This window comes from Thermogemmatispora onikobensis (genome assembly GCF_001748285.1).
GTDB classification, from domain to species: domain Bacteria; phylum Chloroflexota; class Ktedonobacteria; order Ktedonobacterales; family Ktedonobacteraceae; genus Thermogemmatispora; species Thermogemmatispora onikobensis.
The window spans coordinates 43999-66329 of record NZ_BDGT01000032.1 but is presented as its reverse complement, the minus strand read 5'-3'; the positions used below and the strand labels follow the sequence as shown (position 1 = coordinate 66329).

18 protein-coding genes are annotated in these 22331 nt (G+C 60.7%); 9 read left to right on the top strand and 9 right to left on the bottom strand.

The window, feature by feature from the left end; all coding sequences use genetic code 11:
• Positions 1 to 61 precede the first annotated feature (61 nt).
• Together BGC09_RS14600 and BGC09_RS14595 are read right to left on the bottom strand one after the other, a co-directional pair.
• Positions 62 to 1189 carry a polyprenyl synthetase family protein gene (locus BGC09_RS14600; RefSeq protein ID WP_069804714.1) on the bottom strand — a complete coding sequence of 376 codons (1128 nt, stop codon included), beginning with the start codon at positions 1187 to 1189 and terminating at the stop codon, positions 62 to 64.
• 29 nt (positions 1190 to 1218) lie between these two features.
• Entirely contained in the window at positions 1219 to 1713 is a 495-nt protein-coding gene (locus BGC09_RS14595) for a B-box zinc finger protein (protein ID WP_069804713.1), read from the bottom strand.
• A gap of 513 nt (positions 1714 to 2226) precedes the next feature.
• Here BGC09_RS14595 and folP point away from each other — a divergent pair.
• Together folP and BGC09_RS14585 are read left to right on the top strand one after the other, a co-directional pair.
• Positions 2227 to 3144: a dihydropteroate synthase gene (gene folP / locus BGC09_RS14590; RefSeq protein WP_069804712.1), complete on the top strand. Its 918-nt coding sequence runs from the start codon at positions 2227 to 2229 to the stop codon at positions 3142 to 3144.
• 21 nt (positions 3145 to 3165) lie between these two features.
• Positions 3166 to 4590, top strand: coding sequence for a bifunctional folylpolyglutamate synthase/dihydrofolate synthase (locus tag BGC09_RS14585; RefSeq protein ID WP_069804711.1), 1425 nt, complete (start codon positions 3166 to 3168; stop codon positions 4588 to 4590).
• Here the strand turns inward: BGC09_RS14585 and BGC09_RS14580 are convergent.
• Positions 4582 to 4788, bottom strand: coding sequence for a KGG domain-containing protein (locus BGC09_RS14580; protein ID WP_202901857.1), 207 nt, complete (start codon positions 4786 to 4788; stop codon positions 4582 to 4584). The two genes, BGC09_RS14585 and BGC09_RS14580, sit on opposite strands and share 9 nt — an antisense overlap.
• Before the next feature lie 416 nt (positions 4789 to 5204).
• Here BGC09_RS14580 and BGC09_RS14575 point away from each other — a divergent pair, with 416 nt between their 5' ends.
• Complete coding sequence (locus BGC09_RS14575) at positions 5205 to 6833, top strand: long-chain fatty acid--CoA ligase (protein ID WP_218104058.1); 1629 nt, start codon at positions 5205 to 5207, stop codon at positions 6831 to 6833.
• A gap of 67 nt (positions 6834 to 6900) precedes the next feature.
• Here BGC09_RS14575 and BGC09_RS14570 read toward each other — a convergent pair whose 3' ends face one another.
• Positions 6901 to 8610 carry a hypothetical protein gene (locus BGC09_RS14570; protein WP_069804710.1) on the bottom strand — a complete coding sequence of 570 codons (1710 nt, stop codon included), beginning with the start codon at positions 8608 to 8610 and terminating at the stop codon, positions 6901 to 6903.
• A gap of 398 nt (positions 8611 to 9008) precedes the next feature.
• Between BGC09_RS14570 and BGC09_RS14565 the strand changes: the two genes are divergently transcribed.
• Positions 9009 to 9950 carry a C39 family peptidase gene (locus BGC09_RS14565; protein WP_069804709.1) on the top strand — a complete coding sequence of 314 codons (942 nt, stop codon included), beginning with the start codon at positions 9009 to 9011 and terminating at the stop codon, positions 9948 to 9950.
• Positions 9951 to 10046: 96 nt separating this feature from the next.
• On the opposite strand, the gene BGC09_RS14560 is transcribed toward BGC09_RS14565, so the two are convergent.
• The 4 genes from BGC09_RS14560 to BGC09_RS14545 all read right to left on the bottom strand — a co-directional run bounded on the left by BGC09_RS14560 (position 10047) and on the right by BGC09_RS14545 (position 14477).
• Complete coding sequence (locus BGC09_RS14560; protein WP_084658915.1) at positions 10047 to 10898, bottom strand: PIG-L deacetylase family protein; 852 nt, start codon at positions 10896 to 10898, stop codon at positions 10047 to 10049.
• A 65-nt stretch (positions 10899 to 10963) separates the two neighbouring features.
• The gene (locus BGC09_RS14555; protein ID WP_069804707.1) at positions 10964 to 11755 is read right to left on the bottom strand and encodes a lipoyl protein ligase domain-containing protein; all 792 of its coding nucleotides are present in this window, start codon (positions 11753 to 11755) and stop codon (positions 10964 to 10966) included.
• Positions 11756 to 12118: 363 nt separating this feature from the next.
• Complete coding sequence (locus BGC09_RS14550; RefSeq protein ID WP_084658913.1) at positions 12119 to 13486, bottom strand: MFS transporter; 1368 nt, start codon at positions 13484 to 13486, stop codon at positions 12119 to 12121.
• Positions 13487 to 13973: 487 nt separating this feature from the next.
• Positions 13974 to 14477 carry a MerR family transcriptional regulator gene (locus tag BGC09_RS14545; protein ID WP_176728934.1) on the bottom strand — a complete coding sequence of 168 codons (504 nt, stop codon included), beginning with the start codon at positions 14475 to 14477 and terminating at the stop codon, positions 13974 to 13976.
• A 339-nt stretch (positions 14478 to 14816) separates the two neighbouring features.
• Between BGC09_RS14545 and BGC09_RS14535 the strand changes: the two genes are divergently transcribed.
• From BGC09_RS14535 to BGC09_RS14515, 5 genes are all read left to right on the top strand, one after another.
• Positions 14817 to 15617: a hypothetical protein gene (locus BGC09_RS14535; RefSeq protein WP_069804705.1), complete on the top strand. Its 801-nt coding sequence runs from the start codon at positions 14817 to 14819 to the stop codon at positions 15615 to 15617.
• Positions 15618 to 15873: 256 nt separating this feature from the next.
• Positions 15874 to 16494: a MerR family transcriptional regulator gene (locus tag BGC09_RS14530; protein WP_084658909.1), complete on the top strand. Its 621-nt coding sequence runs from the start codon at positions 15874 to 15876 to the stop codon at positions 16492 to 16494.
• 379 nt (positions 16495 to 16873) lie between these two features.
• Complete coding sequence (locus BGC09_RS14525; protein WP_069804703.1) at positions 16874 to 17443, top strand: nucleotide exchange factor GrpE; 570 nt, start codon at positions 16874 to 16876, stop codon at positions 17441 to 17443.
• Positions 17444 to 17692: 249 nt separating this feature from the next.
• A complete protein-coding gene (gene dnaK / locus BGC09_RS14520; RefSeq protein ID WP_069804702.1) occupies positions 17693 to 19594 on the top strand; it encodes a molecular chaperone DnaK in 1902 nt (633 codons plus the stop codon).
• Between the two features lie 625 nt (positions 19595 to 20219).
• The gene (locus BGC09_RS14515) at positions 20220 to 21152 is read left to right on the top strand and encodes a DnaJ C-terminal domain-containing protein (protein WP_069804701.1); all 933 of its coding nucleotides are present in this window, start codon (positions 20220 to 20222) and stop codon (positions 21150 to 21152) included.
• Positions 21153 to 21375: 223 nt separating this feature from the next.
• Here BGC09_RS14515 and BGC09_RS14510 read toward each other — a convergent pair whose 3' ends face one another.
• Positions 21376 to 22263 (bottom strand): manganese catalase family protein, encoded by an 888-nt coding sequence (locus BGC09_RS14510; protein ID WP_069804700.1) that lies wholly within the window; start codon positions 22261 to 22263, stop codon positions 21376 to 21378.
• Positions 22264 to 22331 lie beyond the last annotated feature (68 nt).

Here is a 22331-nt window from a genome sequence, read left to right as displayed (position 1 = left end):
CGGCGCCGACTGGGCCTGGGACTGAGGTCAATGGCTCTGGAGAAGCTCACGCTGCCGGACTCTAGCTTTGGCTGGCCGCTTCGATGAAGTCTACAAAGGCTTCTAAGTCGTTTCGGGCGCGCCTGGCCAGTGGAGTGGATGGCGCAGGGACAGCCTCCAGCGTGGCACGCGCCCGGCGGCATTGCTCGGCCAGAAAGGCCTGGCAGTAGGAACGTGTCTTCGTGCGCGCAAAGATTGCCAGGATCTCGTCTACCTGCTCTCGACTCAAGGGAGCGCTGTGCTGATACAGGGCCTGCAGCCGCTCGCGGTCAGCCGGTTGGGCATGGGCCAGGGCATGGAGAACCGGCAGACTCTTTTTGCGTCGGTAGATATCGCCAGCGGGATTCTTGCCCAGCTCATCCAGGCTGGCCCAGACACCCAGCAGGTCGTCACGCACCTGGAAGGCCAGGCCCAGAGCCTCACCAAAATGACGTAGTCGCTCTACTGTCTCGGCCTCCTGGGTGCCCAGTAAGGCCCCCATCTCTGCCGCGCAGGCCATCAAGGCAGCGGTTTTACGTCGAATCATTTCAATGTAGGCGTCGACCGAGACATCCATACGTGTCTCGAAGAGCATATCGAGATACTGACCCTCTGCGATCGTCAGACAGGTACGGTCGAGCAGGGCAGCCAGGCGAGCAGCGAGCGCTGGATCGACCCCGGCCTCCAGGACACTCCACAGGGCCAGACGGCTGAGCGCGAACATGCCATCGCCAGCATTGATTGCCTGGGGCACACCCCACAGCTTCCAGACCGTCGGGCGGTGGTGGCGCTCGCTATCCTCATCCACGATATCGTCGTGGATAAGCGTGAAATTATGAGTCAGTTCGATAGCCGCCGCCGCGGGCAGGGCCCGCTGAAGGTAGCGACGTGGCTCACCCTCGAGAGGAAGCTGTCCCCAGGCCCCGGCAGCTTCGTAAGAGAGGAGCAGCAAGGTAGGACGCAAAAGCTTGCCCGTCTGAACGCTGATGGGATGCAGCTGGGCGTCAACCCAGCCCAAATGATAGCGCATCTGGCCATAGTAATCCTGCAGCAGCCTGGAAGCCTCTGCCCCTGTAGAGGCTGTGGCATGCGCCACAGCCTCCCTGAGTGCAGCCTGGATCTCCTCGCGGTAACGCTGGAGCGTTGTTTGAACAGTACGTGAGCTGGCCATGCTTCTCCACAGAAAGTTTTTTCCCTATCTTAGGGGTGAAAGTGAAAAAAGACAAGTGCTGCCAGAGTTCCCACCAGCGTCACCCAGCGCGCCAGCCCCTTGAGACCACCCACGTAGGAGAGCGGGGCACAGAGATCACAGTAGCGGATCGTGTACTGGTAGCGATGGCCGCGCAAGCCCTCGCGAACGATAACGACGTCTTCGTCTTTCTTCCTGGTATGTAGCTCTTCGCAAACGTAGCGCCCACAACCTTTACAGCGGTATTGATCGATAAAATGAGAAGTACGGGAGATCGACCACTGATCTGGATAAACCGGGACACCACAGACGTAGCAGACCTGGATCTCAGCCAGGCGTAGCTGTCGCTCAGCACAGGGCGAGTGTTGCTGCTTCGGGAAATGCTCCTGGCAAAAGCTACGGTGACAGTCGGGACAGCGCCCCAGGGCCTCCTGATCGCATTCTCGGCAGCGGCGGGACAGACTCAGCGTCTGTTGGCGTCGGCGCGTCGTAATGGGATCTTCCATTGTTTCTGCTTCCTCTGCTCTTTCTTATAGTTGATTAAATGCTGCGGCCAATGAGTGACTGACGGAATCACGGGTAGGTAGTCTGACTGGCCAGCTGGCCTGATGAGGAGAGCAATATCTCTATCTCTCTGTGTAGTATAGCATGAGGGGCATACCTGTGCCGCATGGTGACCGGGATGGCCTAACAAGCCAGGCGCAGAGAAGTGGGAGCAGGAGGTGCCCGTCATTCATCTACGGCGGCTTACCCCGGTGAGGTGAGTCTGGCTGAGAGATGGACAAGCGAGAGATATTTGCAGCCCTGTGCCGCCAGGCGATAAGATAATAATAAGCGCCAGGCATCTGAGCGAAGCAAGCGGGGGACGACCGGCCTCAAGCTGAGAGCGGCCATGCACGCGCGGCGGCGTCCTGTCGCAAGAGGCTTCTGAACGTCCAGAATTGGCCAGCGTTCCGGCCCTTGACAGCCGGGGAGCGGGGCCAGAGACAAGAACTCTATGTTCGTGAGGGCAGCCAGCCATGTCTGTAGCAGCAGCGGCAACCGTACCGCTACCGCCGACAATCTGGGATCGCTATCACCTCGACTGGGGTCGACGCACCTACGTCATGGGCATTGTCAACGTTACTCCCGACTCCTTTGCCGGCGACGGCCTGCTTCCCACAGGGGCAGGCTCCTTAAGCGATCCCGCCGTGCGCGACCAGGTAGTGCAGCGTGCTGTCGCGCAGGCTCAGCAGTTTGTTGTCGAAGGAGCGACCTTTATCGATGTCGGAGGAGAGTCGACACGTCCAGGTGCCTCGCCGATTTCGTCCGCTGAAGAGCAAGAGCGAGTCCTGCCGGTAATTCGGGCCTTGCGGGCAGCCTTGCCCGAAGACATCATTATTTCCATCGACACCTATCGGGCCGAGGTTGCGCGCCAGGCGCTGGAGGCCGGGGCCAACCTGATCAACGATATCTGGGGCCTGCGCGCTGACCCTGAGATGGCGGCTCTGGCTGCCGAGCGGGGTGTCCCCGTCGTCCTCATGGCTAATATGCGCGGCTTTCAGAAGCGCGACATTGTGAGCGACGTCCTGCGCTTCCTGGCGGGCAGCATCGAGATCGCCCTCGCAGCAGGAGTGGCCTGGGAGCGCATCATCATTGACCCGGGCATTGGATTTGGTACCACGCCTGAAGAGAATCTGACCCTGCTCCGACGCCTGAGCGAGCTGCGCAGCCTTGGGCGTCCTCTGTTACTTGGGACGTCGCGGAAATCGACCATCGGCCTGGTGCTGGGCGGTCTTCCGCCCCAGGAGCGTGTCGAAGGCACTGCCGCTACAGTAGCGCTTGGCATTGCCCAGGGAGCCGACATCGTCCGTGTTCACGATGTGCGTGAAATAATGCGCGTTGTCAGAATGAGCGATGCTATTGTGCGTGGTGCCTTTTCTCTTCCAAATTCCTGAGAGAAAGGCGTAGCGATCGAAGTGAACTATCAGGAAGCCCTTGCTTATCTCTACAGCCTCAGCGATTATGAGCGCGGCGGCGGTTATGCGCGCGATCGTAACGAAAATCTACCTCGCGAGCGTTGTCTGCTAGAGGCTGTGGGCAATCCGCACCAGGCCTACAGTTGCACCCTCATCGCGGGCACCAAGGGGAAAGGCTCGACGGCGGCCATCATTGAGCGTGTCTTGCGCGAGGCGGGTCTGCGGACCGGCCTCTATACGCAGCCGGATCTGCACACCTTTCGCGAGCGCATTCGTATCAATGGTCAGCTCATTGGCGAAGAAGATGTAGCCAGGCTCGTGCCCGAGCTGCGCGCCGCCGTCGAGAGCATTGAGCGAGAGGGGCGCTTTGGTCCCTACATCACCTTTGAAGTAGCGACCGCCCTGGCCTTTCTCTATTTCGCCCGCCAGGGAGTTGAGCATGCCGTGATCGAAGTCGGTCTCGGGGGGCGACTTGATGCCACCAATGTCACCATGCCGCTGGTCTCAGTCATCACCTCCATTGGCTTCGATCACATGGAGGTCCTGGGCGATACACTGAGTAAGATCGCCACCGAGAAGGCTGGCATCATCAAGCCGCAGGGGACAGTGGTCACCTCGGCTCAGGCCCCGGAAGCGCTGCTGGCCATTGCTGCCGTCAGCGAGCGGCAGCAGGCCGAGCTCATCCGCGTCGGGCCGGCGGAAGGTGATCCGGCGCAGGAAGAGGTCCGGGCAGGACTCCTGCCGCCGCTGCGTTACCGCTATGCCCTGGAAGCGCGCACTCCCGAGGGTCAGCGCTTTACCGTCGAGACTCCCTCGCAGGTCTATCGTGGGCTGGAGCTATCGCTGCTGGGCCAGCACCAGCTTGAGAATGCCACGGCGGCCATAGCCACCCTGGAGTCCTTGCGCCACAAAGGCATTCAGTGGACCGAGGAGGCCCTGCGGACAGGCTTGCGCTCCGTCTACTGGTCGGCGCGTCTGGAAGTCATTGGACGGGAGCCGCTGGTCGTAGTGGATGGCGCTCATACTGCCGAATCGATGCAGCGCCTCATCGAAGCGCTGCGGACCACCTTCCATTTCCGGCGGCTCATCGTGGTTCTCTCGACCCTGCGTAACAAAGACGTGGCGGGCATGGTCCAGGCTCTGGCCGGTGTTGATGCGGTTGTCATCACAGCCGTCGCCAATCCGCGCACGCTGCGCATCGAGGAAATTGCCGACCAGTTCAGCACTCATGCTCCTCATGTCCCCCTCTATCGCGCAGAGACCAGCCGTCAGGCAATGGACCTGGCGGTGCAGCTGGCTGAAGCCGACGACGCCGTCTGTGCCGCCGGCTCGCTCTATCTGGCTGGAGAAGTGCTGCGCTGGGCCGCGGCCCGAGGCAACCAGCAGGTGGCGGCCACCATCGAAGGTGTTGATCACTCAGGTTAGCTGGCTTTGCAGCTCGGCGCGCCTACGTGCGTAGCGGGCGCTGCCTTTCTTGCCCGCTGCTGAAGCCTCCTCTGCTGTCCACTGGTGGGCCGTGCCACGCGATTGCGAGGTGCGGCCCCCTTTGCTGGCAATCTCGCGTCGACGCTCGGGGCTGAGCGCGGCCAGCCCGCGCGGACGCCCCGTCTTGCCTATCATCATAATCGGCTCCTCTGCTCGATCTAGACTAGCCCGTGTCTTTCTTGGTTGTCGCTGGTTGCTGGAGCCGGCTCCTCCCTCTTCTCCCCGTGTCTTCACCGCCGCTGGGCCGGGTGGTGACAGCAGCCAGGCGTGCTCTATTGGCTCTTCTGTATTCAGAATAACAGAAGCTCAAATCCTCGGGCAAGCAAAACTGCAAAAATCGCCAGAATTCTCAGCAGTCTCTAAGACTGTGACATTTTGTTAGAGGGTGGACCTGAGTGAGCAGCGGCCTGCTGGCTGTGAAAAAAGCGGCTGGCTCTCTGGAAGAGGACGGCTGTTGCAACGTACAATACTGTAGAGCAGGGCGTTGCGGTCCCGGCCCATGCCCCGCCACGGTACGATGTCGTAACGCTTGATCCACGACAGGAGATGCGCACATGCAAGGCTTAATGATGAACTACCCGCTGACGTTACAACACGCCTTCAATCGGGCCACTCGCCTGTTCTATCGCAAGGAGGTCGTGACGCAGACGGAGAATGGACTCCACCGTTACACCTACGCCGATTGGGGCAGGCGCACCATGCAGCTGGCCAATGCCCTCAAGGAAGCGGGCGTTGTCCAGGGCGACCGCGTTGCAACTTTTGCCTGGAATACCTATCGCCATCTGGAGCTCTATTTCGCCATCCCTTGTTATGGGGCCGTCCTGCACACGCTCAACATCCGCCTCTTCCCCGAGCAGCTGGTCTACATCGTCAACGACGCTGAAGACCGTGTGATCTTTGTCGATGGTGACCTGGTGCCGGCTTTGGAGCAAATTGCGGATCGTCTGCCGACGGTCAAGCTCTATGTGGTGATGGGGCAGCCACCCTATCAGCCTCAGAAGCTGCATCCCGTAGTGGACTACGAGGATTTCATTGCCACGCAGCCGCCGACCTATACCTGGCCCGAGCTCGATGAGAATACGGCGGCGGCCATGTGCTATACCTCCGGTACCACGGGTAACCCCAAAGGTGTGGTCTATAGCCATCGCTCGATCTTCCTGCACTCGATGGGGGTGGGCCTGGCCGATGGCCCCGGCCTCTGTGAGCAGGATCGTGTCCTGCCGGTTGTGCCGATGTTCCACGCCAATGCCTGGGGCTTCCCGCATGCGGGTGTCATGATGGGATCAAGCATTGTGATGCCGGGACGCTTTCTTGATCCCCTGCGCATTGCCCAGCTCATGGAGAAGGAGCGCGTGACGCTCGCCGCTGGTGTGCCCACGATCTGGATCGGCCTGCTCAACGTTTTGGAGAAGGAGCAGTTTGATTTCTCTGCTCTGCGTGCCATTGTCAGCGGCGGCTCGGCGGTACCCCAGTCGCTGATCGAGGGTCTGGCGCGCAAGAACCTGACAATTATTCACGCCTGGGGCATGACCGAGACCTCGCCACTGGCTTCCGTTGCACGCCTGCGCAGCTATCAGCGTGATCTGCCTGCCGAAGAGCAGTTCCGCATTCGTGCCAAGCAGGGTACCGTTGTGCCTGGCGTTGACTTCCGTGTAGTTAACATTGAAAGTGGCGAAGAAGTCCCCTGGGATGGTCAGACCTTCGGTGAGCTGCAGGTGCGCGGCCCCTGGGTAGCGCGAGCGTACTATAAAGACGCGGCTTCCGGCGAGAAGTTTGTCGATGGCTGGCTGCGCACAGGCGATGTGGCCGTCGTCGATGCTGATGGCATGATCCAACTCGTCGACCGTACCAAGGATCTAGTCAAGTCGGGTGGCGAGTGGATCTCTTCGGTGGAGCTAGAGAATCTGATTATGGGTCATCCCAAGGTGCTAGAAGCCTGCGTGGTAGGGGTGCCTCATCCGAAGTGGTCAGAGCGCCCGATTGCCTGTGTTGTCCCCAAGCCGGAGTTTGTCGGCCAGGTGAGTGCCGAGGAGATTCTGGAGTTCCTGCGCCCCAAGGTCGCCAAGTGGTGGCTGCCAGACGAAGTGATCTTTGTGGAAGCCATCCCCAAGACCAGTGTGGGCAAGTTCGATAAGAAGGTATTGCGGGCCCAGTACGAGTCACGTCTGGCCGGCCAGGCCTAGTTAGCGATGGCCTGATCCTGGTCGCTTACCTGCTCACTCGCTGATAGAGCCTCCTCTGGACCTGGCGCTAGAGCGTGGCTCCGAAGAGTTTGCAGAGCAGCTGCGTTGTGAAAACCAGTACCAGTTCCCGTGGCACGCTACCGCCACGGGAACGCCCTTTCAGGGCCTCCACGCTCTCGGGGGAGAAGATACCCGTCTGTGCCAGGGCCGTCGGCGCCAGGGTCTCAGCGAGCAGGTCGCGACCAATGCCGCTCAGGGACGTTTTGCTGGTCAACGTGGCTGTCAATGAGCGGACGGGTGCGCTGAGCAGGGTGGTCGCCGGCCAGGCTTCCTGATCTGGCGCTCTGCGGTAGCGCTGGGCCAGGGTGGCCAGCGAGGGCGGGCCGGGCAGGCTCTCGGAGCTGGCCAGATGCTCGTTAGCAGGCGGCAGGGTGGCTAACCTTTCCGCCAGCTCCGGCAGGGTAAATGGCGCCACCAGGGTCAGTCGGTCGAAGGCTGCCAGCTGCTGTGCCGTCTGCAAAAGCAGGTCGGGCAGACGCAGATGCAGATCAAGATAGCGCCAGCGCTGCCAGGCCTGGGGCAGCTCCAGCGTCTTGCGGGCCAGGCGCCGTGCATGGCGAGTCTCCTCCCAGCTTGGACCCTCAGCCAGGCGACGCGCAGCTTCCGGCGTCCATAGCTGGTGCTCCTCTGTGACAGGCAGCATCAGCCCGGTTGGCCTGCTGTGTAGGAGCGCACTGTAGCTGTGGAGCAGCTCTAGACTCTCCTGACCAGCAAGGGGGGGAACCGGAGGAGGGGCCAGCAAGAGACGTGCCCCCAGTCCCATCAATGCCAGGCGCGCACCGCTTTCGACGCCAGCCGTGTGCAGAGCCTGGTGCAAAGCCAACGGCCAGGTGAGAGCGCAGGGGGCTTCGAGGGCGCTCAACGTTGCCAGCCAATACTCTGGTGCATCGACGCCCTGAATAGCTAGGAGGCCCGAATTGAGACGCTCCGCCAGCGCTTCCGCTCGTGTGTAGGCGCGGCGCTGACCGGCAAAGGCGAGGGTGGCAATCTGCAGCAACGGCCTGCTGCTTTCCTCTGCCCGCTGCTGCGCCATCCAGGCCACCAGCTCCGCGCTGAGTGCCGCCGCCCCTGTTCCGTCGGTCAGCACCAGCAGAGGAACGGCTGGCAGCGGTAGCAGACCTTGGCACTGTGCACGTAGGATCTCATCCAGCTCGCTCAAGGCCGTCTGCTTTCCCTCTGGGGCCGCTTTCCTTTCCTCCCCTCCTGGCTCGGAGGCTGCCAAATGGTAGTCGTACAGCTCGCTGACGAGCGTGCGCCCCTGCTGCCAACGCAGTAAAGAGCCGGCAGGAACCACCTCAATGCCAGTGAAGGCTGTCCAGGGCGCTGGCAGGAAACCATAGCGCCGCACGGCCTCAAGAGCTGGAAGGAATAAGCGACAGGGGACACCTGCGGCCAACAGCGCCTTGATCTCACTCGCAAAGAGCAGGTCACCAGGCTCCGGCCAGTCTTGCACGTAATAGAGCGGGTGCCAACCGGTCAGCGGACGACGGTAGACGAAAGTCTGCTGACCAGGCAGCCAGTCCAACAGCGCCGTCTTCTGTGGCGCAGCCACAGCCGCCAGGGGATCTGCGAAGGTCACCAGGCCCGCGCCGGGTTGCAGCACCAGTGCTCGCTCACCGCCGCGCTGCTCTAGCACCGCAGCCATACGCAGGAGCCGCTCCTCAATCACGGCCTCGGGTATGGCTTGCTTGCTTAACCAGCCTGCCAAGGTTGCCATCGTCAAAAGCGCTCCTGCCAGCGGCTCTCTGGTCTACCTGCTTCCTGCTCGTTGCGCGCACCTGCGCTTACCTCTGGCTCATCATAGCATAGGGCGCCTGCTGGCGGGAGCAGGGGAGGGAAAGGGGGGGAAGATCTGGCTAGTAGAAGGAGCCTGACCTCTCTCAGAGGCCAGGCTCTGGTTACTGTCCCTATCCACAAAGGCACCAGTCTAGAAAAGAGATGACAACCTGTCTCCTGCTCAGGATACGCCTTGCCCGACCGGCGTGGGCTATGCTATACTTCCTTCTAGCCAGACTGTTGGCTACATCATACTCACTGCCAGGAAAAAGGCGCGCTCCGCTGCGCGACAGCCGGCCAGAGGCGTGGCAGCCTGGCGATGCTGAGGAGCCTGTATCGATGCCTGTGCTCGTACTCATGCTCTTTGCGGTCGCCTTGACCGTCTCACTCTTCGGCCTCTACCTGTCCGCGCGCCCCTCCCTGACAGGGAAGAAACGCCGTCCTGCTGCCGCAGGGCACCTGCTGCGTTCCCCTTCTCCGGGCACACCTCGCTTACGCGCGCGTCAGAGCCAGATCGCAACCGTGGCGCAGCCGCGAAGACGCAGCGCCAGCGCGCTCTCCCTCTCAGTTGCTCCTGAGCGGGTTTATGGTCCCGGCTCCTTTCCCTGGCGTGAGATCCCCTGGAAGATCCTTCTGATCGGCCTGGCCTCGCTCTTGATCGTCATCTTCCTCGGCTCGCAGCTCTTTCTCTCCCGAGGCGTGGGCTTTGTCCTTCCCTACCTGTGGACCGCTGAGCCGGCGGCAACGATGACCTCGAACGCTCCTGCTTCCACAGCTCACTACGATGCCACAAGTCACCTGATGCGTATCAATCAGCTCGACCCCGCCCAATATGACTCGCAGGCCCAGTATCAGACCTGGGCTTATTCGGCTTGCTCCGCCGCCGCCATGACGGTGGTCATCAACGCCTATGGCCATAACTACCGCATCGCCGACATCTTAAAGGTCGAGTCCGCCATCCACGAAATCACTCCTGACCAGGGCCTGCTCGAGGAAGTAGGCATCGCTCGCACCGCTGCCCGCTTCCGCTTCAACACGCAGTGGGGACATAACCTCTCGCTCGACCAGATGCTGGCCATTGCTAACAGCGGGCGCCCGGTGATTGTCAGCTTCCCGCCAGATCGTTTTCCTGGCGGTCACTTGCTGGTAGTGCGTGGCGGCAATGGGAGCACGGTCTACCTGGTCGACTCCTCTCGCCTCAACTACACCTCAATGGCGCGCTCGCGCTTTCTGCAACTCTGGGGCGGCTTCTACGCCGTGCTGACGCCGCAAGCCTCCTGACGATCTCCAGCGCCAGCGCTCTTCCGCCCGTTCCTCGCTGAACTACCTGCTTGCCTCCGTTGCGGACTGCTCTCCCCAGAGGCGGCACTTGCTTGCCTAGTGAGTAGCCTGCTCCTGTTGGGCTTCCGAGGGGCCTTCCTGGTCTCCTTTCTCCTTGCCGGGGATATAGAGCTTGATACGCCGGAAGCCCTCGGCATACTGCATCTGCAGACCCTTCTTCTGCTGAGCCTCTCGTGCCGTCTCAGCTGCCCAACGCTTCACGCCGTCGAGCAGATTCGCCTTGGGACCAAACTGACTGACATGGCACTGCAATCCCCGGGCCTTCAGCTCGATCGTCTCGCTAATGTCAATATAGGTATTATCATGCTCGCTGTTGAAAAGATACAGCTCATGAACCTGATAGGGAAGGAACCCTTCGACCAGCAGCTCGCGGTAAGCATGGGGGTTGACTGCTGCTGGGAAGATCGCATCGAGCACAATGTTACCGGTGGCGCGATGATCGGGGTGATTCAGATAGGCCGTCTCATCTGGCTCCTCATCGGGATCGGGCGCGAAAATGTGCTGGGTCGGATCATGCGTGATCACGATCCGCGGACGGTATTTGCGAATCAGGCGTACCACGGCCAGGCGTGTCTCGTCGTTATTTACCAGGTGGCCGTCTCGGAAGCGCAGAAACTCCACTGCCTGAACCCCAAGAACCTCACAAGCCAGCCGCTGCTCCTGCTCGCGGGTCACCATCAGCTCGCTATTCACCATGCCGGGCACTTCGGTACCCTCGGTACCATCGGTCATAATGACCCAGACAATCTTCTTCCCCTGGCGGGCCCAGAGGGCGCTGGTGCCCGCGGCAGCAAAATCGGCGTCATCGGGGTGGGCCCCAATGACCATAGCCTCATAATCGGGAACCTTAGTAACCTCAATTGCTCCTGGTGCATTCCTGTCTGCCATAGTAGAGAACCTCTGCTACTATACTCATGGAGTTTGCCTAGTATAGGCACGAGAGCAACATCTCGTCAAGTCTCCGCTGGAAGCCGAGGAGAGGAGGAGCGCGCCAGCAGCGCCTGTTCGAAAGCGGCGATCACCTCAGCGGCAGTGATTGCTCGACCGGCCAGTGTCTCCAATCCCACTGCCCGGTGCGGCAGCTCGCTGCGCAGCAGGGCCTGCTCCTCTGCCGTCAGGCCCAGCACCAGGGCCAGCGGTTCCACCTCCCAGCGCAGCAGCAGCCCGGACTGCAGCAGACTGCCTGCTCGACGGCGAATCATGGTCAATCCCACCACCTTACGCTGATCGGGCCCTACCACCTCATAAGGGGAGAGTGAGCCATAACAAGCGCGGCGCAGCACGGCCTCGCGCGGGGCCGTAGCCGGCTGCTTCAGCAGCGCCTGCTGAGCGCGGGCCTCTGCCGGTAAGACAAGGCGGGCTGCCACTCCCAGGCGGTCCAGGGCTGCCGCCCAGGTCTCTCCCAGCCAGCGGTAGGACTCTACCACGTCCGTCAGAATCAGAGGGTGCCCTGGGGGCAGAAAGACATCCAGAGCCAGTAAATCGGGGCCAACCAGGACAGCCGTACCGCCGGCCTGGCGCTGATAGAGCGGTAAGGCCAGCTGTTGCAGCGCCTCGACATTCACATGCGTGACCTTCTGGGAGAAGCCCAGCACCAGCCCCTTTCTATTGGCTTGCGACCAATAAAGGATCGGCGGAGAGGGCACAGGAGCCGTGAGCAGCCTCTGACCATAGTCCAGATGCACCTGCTGATCAGCGATTGTCAGCGGCAGGATGTGCCAGGCAGGGCCGTGGGTATCAATCATAAACGTCTCGCAACTCTGACAAATCTTTCACCGCTGGTCCGCGCTGTAGCCAGCCGAACGGGCCGCCGAGGGTGCGCCCAGGCTGATAGTGGCCTTCGCCAGCAGCTCATCTGGCTCACGGCCTGCAGGATGGTAGTGATCCAGACGATCAAAACAAGGCCAGTGACGGCAGGTACCAGAGCCAGAGCGAGAGCGCGAACCCCGCTTCCTTCCAGTATACTGCCAGCGCTGCCGCTGGCAAGAGCGCGGCGAGGGGGTGGGCCATCCAGGGGGACCTATCAGCAGCAGCAGGCTCACTGCTCGACCGGACCCGTGGCTACGAGAGAAGCGGTGGCGCAGTTTGACCTGCGCCGCCGGGCAAGGCTATGAACCGAAGAATGATCGAGACTCCAACAAATCTTTCTCGGCTGGTTCTCGCAGAAACCAGCCGGCCAGAGCAGCGATCAGGCTTGGGATCGCGCCGGCCAGCACCGCCAGCGGGGCCCCGAACAGATCGGCCAGGGCGCCCGTATACAGGTTGCCGATTGGCGAGCTACCGGCGAAGACCATCATATAGACGCTCATCACCCGTCCGCGCAGATGATCTGGCGTCACGGCCTGCAAGGTGGTATTGGCCAGAGCCGAGAAAGCGATTTGAGTAAAGCCCGTCAAAGCGATCAAGACCAGTGACAGCGGATACCAGGGCGAGATGGCGAACCCGGCTTCCAGCGCACTGAAAGCGATACCGCTCACAAGGAGGCTACGAATAGTAGGCCGTTTATTGGCCCAGGCCAGCCAGAGAGCGGAGAGCAGCGAACCGATTCCAAAGGCAGAAGAGATGAAACCAAAGCCTTCCGGGCCGGCGTGGAGCACATCCGTAGCAAAGAGCGGCAGCGACACATTGAAATTAATGCCGAAGAGCGAGACCAGGCCCACCACCACGATCACCAGCAGAACAGATGGCGTATGCGCCACATAGGCCAGGCCCTCGCGCAGGCTCTGCAGAGGACCGGGCTGTCCCTGCTTGCCCACAGACAAACGAGCCTGAGCGTAGAGACGCTGAGGATCGATCATCGTGATGCCCACAATTACCGGCACGAAGCTCAGCGCATTGAGCAGAAAGAGCGGCGCTACTCCGAGACGGGCGATCAACAAGCCACCAATCGCAGGACCAAGCACGCGAGCCATATTGAACAGCGACGAATTCAGAGCCACCGCGTTCGGCAGGTCCTCGCGTCCTACCATCTCCACCACAAAGGCCTGGCGGGTTGGCATATCGAGCGCGTTCGTAATCCCCAGCAGCAGTGCCAGAACCAGCACATGCCAGATTTGAACAGTGCCGCTGGCTACCAGGGCCCACAGCAAGAAAGCTTGTACCGCGGCTGACGATTGCGTCAGCACCAAAATCCGCTTCTTCGGCAGGCGGTCAGCAATAATGCCCCCGAAGAGAGCAAAGAAGAGCACGGGCAAGAACTGCAGGGCCCCGACGACGCCGAGTAACCAGGCGTCATGAGCCAGCTCCAGTACCAGCCAGGCTTGAGCTGTGGTCTGCATCCAGGTCCCGATCAACGAAATAAGCTGACCGAACCAGAAAAGACGAAAATTACGATGGCGCAAAGCCCGAAAGGCTCGAAAAATCCCGCTTTGCGCCGGCGCGGGCTGGAGAGCAGCGGTCGTCGTAGTAGCCGCGGAAGCTTCCCTTGCCGCGGCGAGCGGAGATAAGGTCACCTCTTCTTCTGAAGAAACGCGCATCTTGCTAACACATCCCTTCTCGCAAGAAAATCAGCTTGACTTACAAGTAATAATTGCCTTTAAAGTATAAAGAGTAGAAAAGGCAATAGTAGAGAATCCAGAGAGGCCTGTCAGAGGAACGATGTGGCCGGTGCTTGAGTGCTGGGGACAGAGGGTCGCTCAGCAAAGGCCCAGTGAGGCCCAGTGAGCCAGGGCCATCTCAGCTACGAAAGGAGAAGATGTGGACCGGAGCGCCAGTAGAAGGCGCGCGGGCCACACCGGGCGGCATGGCCTTATCGCTGTCTCCGGTCCACATCTCCTTCGGGAAGGAAACACTATGCCGGGGACCTCATGTGCCCCTGCACCTGCAAGCATCTGTCAGGTGGTTGTGCCCCTGACCTGCCTACGCTCAGGGATTAGTCTGCTTCCCTGAGCCATGCGTCACCAATTGTTTATAGCTAGAAATATTCCTATATATGGAACAAAAATTGTAAAAGGAGCGTGTAGCTCACGTATCAAGGGAGGGCAGTTGCTGGAGCAACTCAGCGCGGCGTTGGGCATGGCGGGCCAGTCTTGCCTGCAGACTGGCGCGTAACTGCTCCAGGCCGGCGATTTTCTGCTCGATCAACTGCAGCTGGCGCTGGATCAAGGCGTCGCAGCGCTCAAGCTGAGCGAGGCGGGCCTTGACGTCGCTTTCCTGGCGGAAGGCCTCGCGGAGCTGCTCGCGCTCATCGTCGGCCTCCAAGAAAGCGCGGATCTCGGCCAGCGAGAAGCCCAGCAAGTCGCGCAGCTCCTTAATGCGCTCCACGCGCTCCACATCGTCCTCGCTGTAGAGGCGATAATTCCCATCGCTGCGTCCAGTTGGTCGCAGCAAGCCCAGCTCCTCATAGTAGCGCAGCGTTCGCTTCGTCAGGCCGGTACGAGAGGCCACCTGCTCAATTGTCAGGAGCGGAGAGAAGCGTCGTTTGCCGCTGCCAGTTGGGTCGGAGCAAGCCACATCTGCCATAGCCATCGCTGACGCGACCTCCCGGAGAGCGAATACAGCAAAGAGACGAGCGACTGCCTGGCCAGGGCTGTCGACTGTTGCAGGTGGACACATCTGTGTTGACAGCTCCTGGGCCAATTGTCACCATTATTATAGCATAAGCTTACCGTTTACGTCAAGGTTAATGGAGCTACAGATCTGGCTGCCAGCGGGGATTGAGGGAGAGGCGCAGGCAGCAATAGCTCATCTGGCGGGATAGGAGCGAAAGACCGGGGGAACTGGCAAAGAGCTGCTGGAGACAGCGATGACTCTGTGCTACAATCAGGGCAGCAACTCTGACAGCGTAGACAAAGGAACTGAAACAGCATGCAAGATACACTAGAACCGCTCATTGACAAAGCCCTGTGTGGGAGGCCGCGGCTCCTGGAGTACTATCTGCGGGAGCAGAGCCATCTGCCGGGGCCGCGCGCCAACCTCGCCCTGGCCTATGATCTGGCGCATCTGCTTGCTTTGCGCGTCCCCAACGACCCGCCAGCCGCCGAAGTGCTTCTGACCTATCTACTCAGCACAGAGCGTGAAGACGTCCAGAGCAACACCCCTGCCGAATTCACCGTCCTGTGTGGTCTCGTTGCCCTGGGGGCCTGCGCTGCGGCCTGGCCGGATTGGAGAGCATGGGCCTGGACACTCTTAGAAGAGCGGGCACTTTCTCCTTGCTGGCGCATTCGCGAAGGGGTAGTCATGGCCTACCAGCAGCTCCTTCCTGTATCCAGCACAGAGACTCTGGAGCAGCTCAGTCGTCTCGCCGTCGAAGGCAGCCTCCTTCACCAGCGAGCTGCGATAGCAGCGCTGGCAGAGCCAGCACTACTTCAGGAGCCTCAGTTGAGCGCGGCGGCTCTCAGCATTCATCGCCAGGTGCTGGAGCGGCTCCATCAGCTGGCGCCAGCGGAGCGCCATCAGGCGGCTTTTCGCTCCCTGCGTCAGACTCTTGGCTACAGCCTCAGCGTCGTCACTGCTGCCGCTCCGGAGGAGGGCTTTGCCCTGATGCAGACCTGTGCCAGCTGGAACGACAAAGACATCGCCTGGGTCCTGCGCGAGAACCTCAAGAAAAAGCGCCTGGCCAGGTTCAGCGAGCAGACGGAGGCCCTGGCGCGTTTGCTCCAGCCCTGAGTGTCCAGCGAGCTCTCTGAGTCTCACTCCGGCCTGGCTGTGGCTCCTTTGATTTTTTGGATAAATCACTTGACAAAAATTGTTAAAAAGTATATCCTATGGATAGGTCCCGGGAGCGGGGAGCAGGTGAGCGCGCCCCCTGTGGTGTTGGTTGGGGGGTGGGTAGTGAATGAAGGAGAAGGAGGGGGGCGTGGTGCTGACAGCACAGCGTGGCACAGCGGGTCAGGTCAGAGGTCGTTGAGGAAGGAGGCTTGGCATGAAGCGACGATCCAGGCCATCTGCGAGAGTCCCAGGTGAGCCGAGAGACACGATTCACAAGTACACCATAGGGGTTGTCTCTGAGCTACTGGGGCTGCCTCCGCACATGTTGCGACGCTATGGAGGAGAGCTAGAAAAAGCGGGCCTCCTGGAGCCGGCGCGCCAAAGTGGCAAGAATCGCCTCTATTCCGATAGTGATCTGGCCATCCTCGAAGAGGTGGCCGAATTGTATGAGCAGGGAGTCAACGCGGTCGGCATCCGCTATATCATGCAGATTCGCAGACATGTCCGTGTCCTCCAGCAAGAGATTCAGGAGGCGCGAGAGGCACAAATGCGTGCTGAGAATGCCCTGCGTGAGATGCGCCGGCTTTTCGAAGTGCTGGGGTTGGGCGAGGTTGGAGAGGGTTCCGGAGTGCGTATCGAGGTGCGTCGGGCCTTAAGCGAGCAGGCTGGCATCAGCGAGCAGCGCAGCTCGCAGGAGATGGTGGCTGGGCAAGTGGACACAGAAGGGCAGCCATCGCAGCCCCTTGCTCGCATCAGGCTATCGCAGGCAGGCCAGCAGGCCGCTGAGACCGATTCCACCGGGCAAGCGGTAGGCTCTGAGTCGGCGCGAGAGTGAGCGGAATGGAAGAGAGAGGCGGGTGGGTGGGGGAGGAGAGAGGACAGGTTGCCCGTCTGTGCGCACGCTGTGTCGGCCCGGCTCCGCTGGCGCTCGCCCCCAGTGGAGAAGTCTGAGGGGTGCAAGCAGCTGGCTGCCTCAATAGGGCTGTTCACCATGTCGGAAGGTTGGAGAGAGGTGGCGGGATGAGAGCAGAAAAGACTCGTCTTTCCCCGAGCCTCTGCTAAAGAAATGCCCGTCAGTTCTGCGAACGTTTGACAAACTATGATAGAGTTGAAAGTTACAGGTCAGACATTGCGCGAGGCGGCTGGTCGGGGGCAGCCGGAGGGAGGGTGCCGGGGCACTGCCGGCCTCGTCTTCGCGCTAGAGGAGGCAGGAAATGTGGCATCAAGGGCAGGAGCGACAGCAGGAAGCCAGGCCACAGCAGGCCGTGGAGGATGATAAAGCGCAACTGGTCAGTCGCCTGGAGCGCGAGCTGGCCGCGGAGCAGCGGCGCTCGGAAGAGTACCTGGATATGCTGCGTCGCTCACAGGCCGATTTTATCAACTACCGGCGCCGCGTCGGGCAGGAGCAGGAGGAGGCCAGCCTTAGTGCCCAGATTGCTCTCCTGCGGCGTCTGCTGCCCGTACTCGATGATCTGGGGCGCGCGCTCAGCGCTACTCCCCCTGAACTGGCCCACCAGCCTTGGGTTCAGGGGCTCCATCTGGTGGCCCGGCGTCTTGCCAGCACCCTGGCCGAGTTGGGCATCCGTCAGATCGGGCGCCAGGGCGAGCAGTTCGACCCGCGCTTGCACGAGGCCGTGGCCCTCGATACTCAGGCCAGTGCTCCCGAAGGCACCGTCCTGCAGATCGTTCGCCCCGGCTATATGCTCGGCGAGCGCATTGTCCGCCCGGCTCAGGTTGTTGTGGCCGGCTCGCCGCCTACTCCTTCCTCGTCGTCTACTCCATGACGATCTGGTCCGTATCTGACGGTTTGGGTAAATTGACTTGACAGTTTTTGTGATATGTGATACAAGTACTGACAGAGACCTGCCTGCCCTGCTCTGGCTGGCGACGTGGGTATGACAGCGTTGGTGTGCCGAGACAGGACGAGACGACGAAAGAGCTTGAAGGAACGAAGTGAGTGAAAGCATGAGTAGTGTGAGGAGAGAGCCTCATCAGGAGAGGGCCTTCTCCTCCACGAAGGAGGGATTGTAGCGATGGCTAAAGTGATCGGCATTGACCTTGGGACAACTAACTCGGTGGTGGCGGTAATGGAGGCGGGCGAGCCGGTAGTTCTGGAGAATAGTGAAGGCTCGCGCCTGACCCCATCGGTGGTAGCGGTGACCAAAACGGGTGAGCGACTGGTGGGCCAGCTGGCCAAGCGCCAGGCGATCACTAACCCGGAGAATACGGTCTATTCGGTCAAGCGTTTGATGGGGCGCCGCTATGACGACCCCGAGGTTCAGCGCACGATGAAGCTGGTGCCCTACAAGATCACTCGGGCGCCCAACGGTGATGCACGGGTCGTGATGGGGGGGCGTGAGTATAGCCCGCCGGAGATCTCGGCCATGATCCTGCAGAAGCTGAAGCTAGATGCTGAGGCAAAGCTGGGCGAGAAGATTACGCAGGCCGTGATTACGGTGCCGGCCTACTTTAACGACTCGCAGCGCCAGGCCACCAAGGATGCCGGTAAGATCGCCGGCCTGGAAGTTCTGCGCATTATCAATGAGCCGACGGCGGCTTCACTGGCCTACGGGCTGGACAAGAAGAAGGATGAGATCATCGCCGTCTACGATCTGGGTGGCGGTACCTTCGATATCTCGATCTTGCAGCTCGGTGATGGCGTCTTCGAAGTGAAGGCCACTAACGGTGATACACATCTGGGTGGCGATGACTTCGACCAGCGTATTATCGACTGGATGGCCGATGAGTTCCGCAAGGAGCACGGCATCGATCTGCGCCAGGATCGTATGGCCTTGCAGCGTCTGAAGGAGGCTGCTGAGCGCGCGAAGATTGAGCTGTCCAGCTCGCTGCAGACGGAGATCAATTTGCCCTTCATTAGCGCTGATGCCAATGGCCCCAAGCATCTGATGATGACCTTGACCCGCGCCAAGCTGGAACAGCTGGTGAGCGATTTGATTGAGCGCACGCGCGGACCGGTGATGCAGGCCCTGGCTGATGCCGGTATTCGTCCCAGCGATGTCAATGAGGTGGTGCTGGTCGGCGGCCAGACGCGCATGCCGGCGGTCATCGAGATGGTGCGCCGCCTCTTCGGCAAGGAGCCACATAAGGGGGTCAACCCGGATGAGGTGGTGGCGATCGGTGCGGCGATCCAGGCCGGTGTGCTCAAGGGCGAGGTGCGCGATGTCCTGCTGCTCGATGTGACGCCGCTCTCCCTGGGTGTTGAGACGCTGGGGGGCGTGATGACGAAGCTTATCGAGCGCAATACGACCATCCCGACGCGCAAGACGGAGCTGTTCAGCACCGCTGAGGATAATCAGACGGCGGTTGAGATCCATGTGCTGCAAGGTGAGCGCGAGCTGGCTCGCGATAACAAGAGCCTGGGCCGCTTCCGCCTGGAGGGTATCCCGCCCGCTCCGCGTGGTGTGCCGCAGATTGAGGTGACCTTCGATATCGACGCCAATGGTATCCTGAATGTCTCGGCGCGCGATAAGGCTACTGGGCGCGAGCAGAAGATTACGATCACGGCCTCCAGCGGCCTCAGCAAGGAGGAGGTGGCGCGCATGGTGCGCGAAGCCGAGCAGTATGCGGAAGAGGATCGGCGCCGCCGCGAAGAGATCGAGGTCCGCAACCGCGCCGATAGTGTGGCCTATCAGGCTGAGCGGACGCTTCGCGATTTGGGTGAAAAGGTGTCAGCCAGCCTGCGTAGCGAGGTGGAGGGCAAGATTGCTGAGGTACGTGAGGCCCTCAAAGGCAGCGATGTCGCTCGTGTGCGTAGCACACTGGATGAATTGGAGCGCTCGCTGTCGCGCATCGGTCAGGAGATCTACAGCCAGGCCGGGGCCGGTGCTGCTCCAGGCGGCGGCTCTCCTTCCGGCTCGAACCCCTCGGAAGGCGGCGATTCTGGCCCCATCGAGGGTGAGTATCGCGAGATCTGAGCCGTTCCCCGGCGGTGCCCCGCTGCCTGGCATCTGGCTGGCTCTTGCTCTGCAGCAGGCGGCCTCGTCCCGCCTCCTTCGGCTGAGCGAGGCCGCCTGTCGAGCTGTTCTGTAGTGCCGGTCAACTCACCAGTGACCTGGGCTGCCCGAAACGAAAAGATGTCGTGCGCTCTGCTCGCTGGTCTTCTGGTGAGCTGGCTGGCTGGCCGGTACTACTGAACTGCCTACCAGGCCAGGCTGTTCCCTCTCAGCGGCGGGCTGGTGCTGTTGCCATCGTCCTCCTTCCGCTGCTACCTCGTGTGACTGTTGCCGGAGCCTGGTTCGTTAAGTGAGATGCTGATAAGTTTGCTTGCCAGCTTGTTGGCTCGTGAAGGCTCCTTCCCTGCGCGTGCTGCTCCCCTGCCTTCCCGTAAGGCAAGGGAGAAGGGCATGTTTGTGTCGGAAGTGGTTGATCCCATTGTTCTTCTACAGGCGGTCGTTCCTGTTCAAGGTATGGAACCTGTCTGCTGGCCCGTGGAAGGCTGAATGGGGGTGCGGTAGGTAGGTAGGTAGGTGGGTAGGTCTTAGTTGCTTGCTTTCTTGCTTGAAGGGCCTGTAGTTCACATCTTCCTGGGGGGAGGCACCTATGGCTGTCGATTATAAAGATTATTATAAGATCCTGGGTGTGGATCGTAACGCCGACGATAAGACTATCCGGCAGGCTTACCGCAAGCTGGCGCGTCAGTATCACCCCGATGTGAATCCAGGAGATAAGACGGCGGAAGAACGCTTCAAAGAGATTAACGAGGCTTATGAGGTCCTTTCTGACCCTGAAAAGCGCAAGAAGTATGATGAGCTGAGTAGCTATTATCAGCGCTATGGACGCTGGCCGGGTGCCTCTGGCTCTGGCGGATATCGTTATCAGACGATCACTGAGGAGGATCTGGAGGATCTTCTCGGTGGCGCTTCTCCCTTCTCCGATTTCTTCGAGATGTTCTTCGGCACTCCTTTCGGAGGGCGGACGCGGACAGAGCGTGCTGCCGGGCGCCAGGCTCCACTTGGGCGCGATGTGGAGTCAGTGCTGGAGATCTCGCTGGCGGAGGCTTACGACGGTGCCACTCGTATGATCGAGTTGGAGGATATCGATGGCAGCCGCCGCCGCCTGGAGGTGAAGATCCCCGCCGGCGTCGAGGATGGCGCACGTATCCGTATCCCAGGTCAGGGACTCCCGGGCGCTGCTGGGAGAGGTGATCTCTATCTGCGTATCCATGTCCGGCCTGATCCGCGCTTTACTCGCGAGGGCACAACGTTGCGCACGCGGGTTGATGTTCCTCTGGTAACGGCTATGCTGGGTGGCGAGGTGGAGGTGCCAACACCGTCAGGCCGGCGCCTGTTGCTGAAGATCCCGCCGGAGACCCCCAATGGCAAGTCTTTCCGCCTGCGTGGCCAGGGCATGCCGGTTCTGGGTCAGCCCGATCAGCGTGGCGATCTCTATGCTGAGGTAAATGTGGTCCTGCCAACTCATCTGACCGAGGAACAGCGTCGCCTCTTCGAGGTTTTTGCTCGCTCGCTGCACTGATGATCGGCGACTGAGCGGCTTGCCCTGCGGCTCGCTTGCTAACTCGACTGGGCCAATGCGGGAGCTGGTTGCTTATCGCATTTTTCGTCAATGAAATGAGCAGGATGTAGACAAAAACCGGGCGCGCTCTTGCTGGCGAGTCGGAGAGAGCGCGCCCGGTTTTTGGGACTCGTTTCATTCGTGCTCCTGCCTGGTTGGCCAGGAACACACCTTACAGCTGCTCTCAGACCTTGACGGCCTCGATTTGCTGAATCAGCTTCTCCAGCTCCGGCGTCAGGCCCGGGGCGAATTCCTCGGGACGTGCCTCGCTCAGCTTGATGGGGGCCCCCTCGGGTGGCTTCTGGGTGGTGGTCAAGGTGCCATCCTGTGCTGGCGAGGGGCCGTGGAAAATCTTGCCCATCTCCGAGCCATCGAGGCGCCAGTGGTGGAGCTGGTTATGAAGGCCCATGTCCATCAGACGCTTGACTTCAGGCAACTTGCTGGCGTCAAACTTGGGAATGGGCAGGATCTTGCCCCATTGGACTCCAAGCGTCTCAAGCGCTTTGGCATAGGCTTTCTCGTGCACCTCGTCACGCACGATCAGATAGGCGATCGTGGAACGCGCGGTCTTGTTGTTCGTCATCTCGTAGAGACGACATTTCTGAAGCCGCCCGGTGGCTTCAAGCACCAGGTTGTTGAGCAGGTCGAGTACCAGGTTGCCGCTGCTGTAGACGTAGGAGCCTGACCAGGGGTTGCCGGCGGCATCGATGGGCAGCGCTCCCTGGGCTCCAACCAGAAAGTGGTGAATGTTGCCCTCCTTGAGAGCGATGTTGAGCGGGGTAGCTCCATTGGCTGGGATCTCTCCCCGGTAGCGCGGCGAACCGTCCAGGAGATGGTTGATGGTGGTGGCAATCAGCTCGACGTGGCTGATCTCTTCAACTCCAATGCCCTGGATCAGGTCGAGATAGGGCTTGGCCTTGCCGCGGAAGTTGAAGCTCTGGAACAAATATTGCATCATTGTGCGCATTTCACCAAATTGCCCACCTAACCCCTCCTGCAGTGCATTGGCTGCTGCCGGATCAGGTTCGTCTGGCACAATCTCGTTGATGAGCTTCTGTACGTGAAAGAACATGTCGTCCTTCCTCCTTACTGCTGACCTTTTTAAGAGGGAAACCTGTTTGAATACACCGCTGAACTTTC

Bases quoted from the DNA above. Each gene is read 5' to 3' on its own strand.
- BGC09_RS14600 (WP_069804714.1), bottom strand. From the start codon at position 1,189: ATGGCCAGCTCACGTACTGTTCAAACAACGCTCCAGCGTTACCGCGAG.
- BGC09_RS14595 (WP_069804713.1), bottom strand. From the start codon at position 1,713: ATGGAAGATCCCATTACGACGCGCCGACGCCAACAGACGCTGAGTCTG.
- folP (WP_069804712.1), top strand. From the start codon at position 2,227: ATGTCTGTAGCAGCAGCGGCAACCGTACCGCTACCGCCGACAATCTGG.
- BGC09_RS14580 (WP_202901857.1), bottom strand. From the start codon at position 4,788: ATGATGATAGGCAAGACGGGGCGTCCGCGCGGGCTGGCCGCGCTCAGC.
- BGC09_RS14575 (WP_218104058.1), top strand. From the start codon at position 5,205: ATGCAAGGCTTAATGATGAACTACCCGCTGACGTTACAACACGCCTTC.
- BGC09_RS14570 (WP_069804710.1), bottom strand. From the start codon at position 8,610: ATGGCAACCTTGGCAGGCTGGTTAAGCAAGCAAGCCATACCCGAGGCC.
- BGC09_RS14565 (WP_069804709.1), top strand. From the start codon at position 9,009: ATGCCTGTGCTCGTACTCATGCTCTTTGCGGTCGCCTTGACCGTCTCA.
- BGC09_RS14560 (WP_084658915.1), bottom strand. From the start codon at position 10,898: ATGGCAGACAGGAATGCACCAGGAGCAATTGAGGTTACTAAGGTTCCC.
- BGC09_RS14555 (WP_069804707.1), bottom strand. From the start codon at position 11,755: ATGATTGATACCCACGGCCCTGCCTGGCACATCCTGCCGCTGACAATC.
- BGC09_RS14550 (WP_084658913.1), bottom strand. From the start codon at position 13,486: ATGCGCGTTTCTTCAGAAGAAGAGGTGACCTTATCTCCGCTCGCCGCG.
- BGC09_RS14545 (WP_176728934.1), bottom strand. From the start codon at position 14,477: ATGGCTATGGCAGATGTGGCTTGCTCCGACCCAACTGGCAGCGGCAAA.
- BGC09_RS14535 (WP_069804705.1), top strand. From the start codon at position 14,817: ATGCAAGATACACTAGAACCGCTCATTGACAAAGCCCTGTGTGGGAGG.
- BGC09_RS14530 (WP_084658909.1), top strand. From the start codon at position 15,874: ATGAAGCGACGATCCAGGCCATCTGCGAGAGTCCCAGGTGAGCCGAGA.
- BGC09_RS14525 (WP_069804703.1), top strand. From the start codon at position 16,874: ATGTGGCATCAAGGGCAGGAGCGACAGCAGGAAGCCAGGCCACAGCAG.
- dnaK (WP_069804702.1), top strand. From the start codon at position 17,693: ATGGCTAAAGTGATCGGCATTGACCTTGGGACAACTAACTCGGTGGTG.
- BGC09_RS14515 (WP_069804701.1), top strand. From the start codon at position 20,220: ATGGCTGTCGATTATAAAGATTATTATAAGATCCTGGGTGTGGATCGT.
- BGC09_RS14510 (WP_069804700.1), bottom strand. From the start codon at position 22,263: ATGTTCTTTCACGTACAGAAGCTCATCAACGAGATTGTGCCAGACGAA.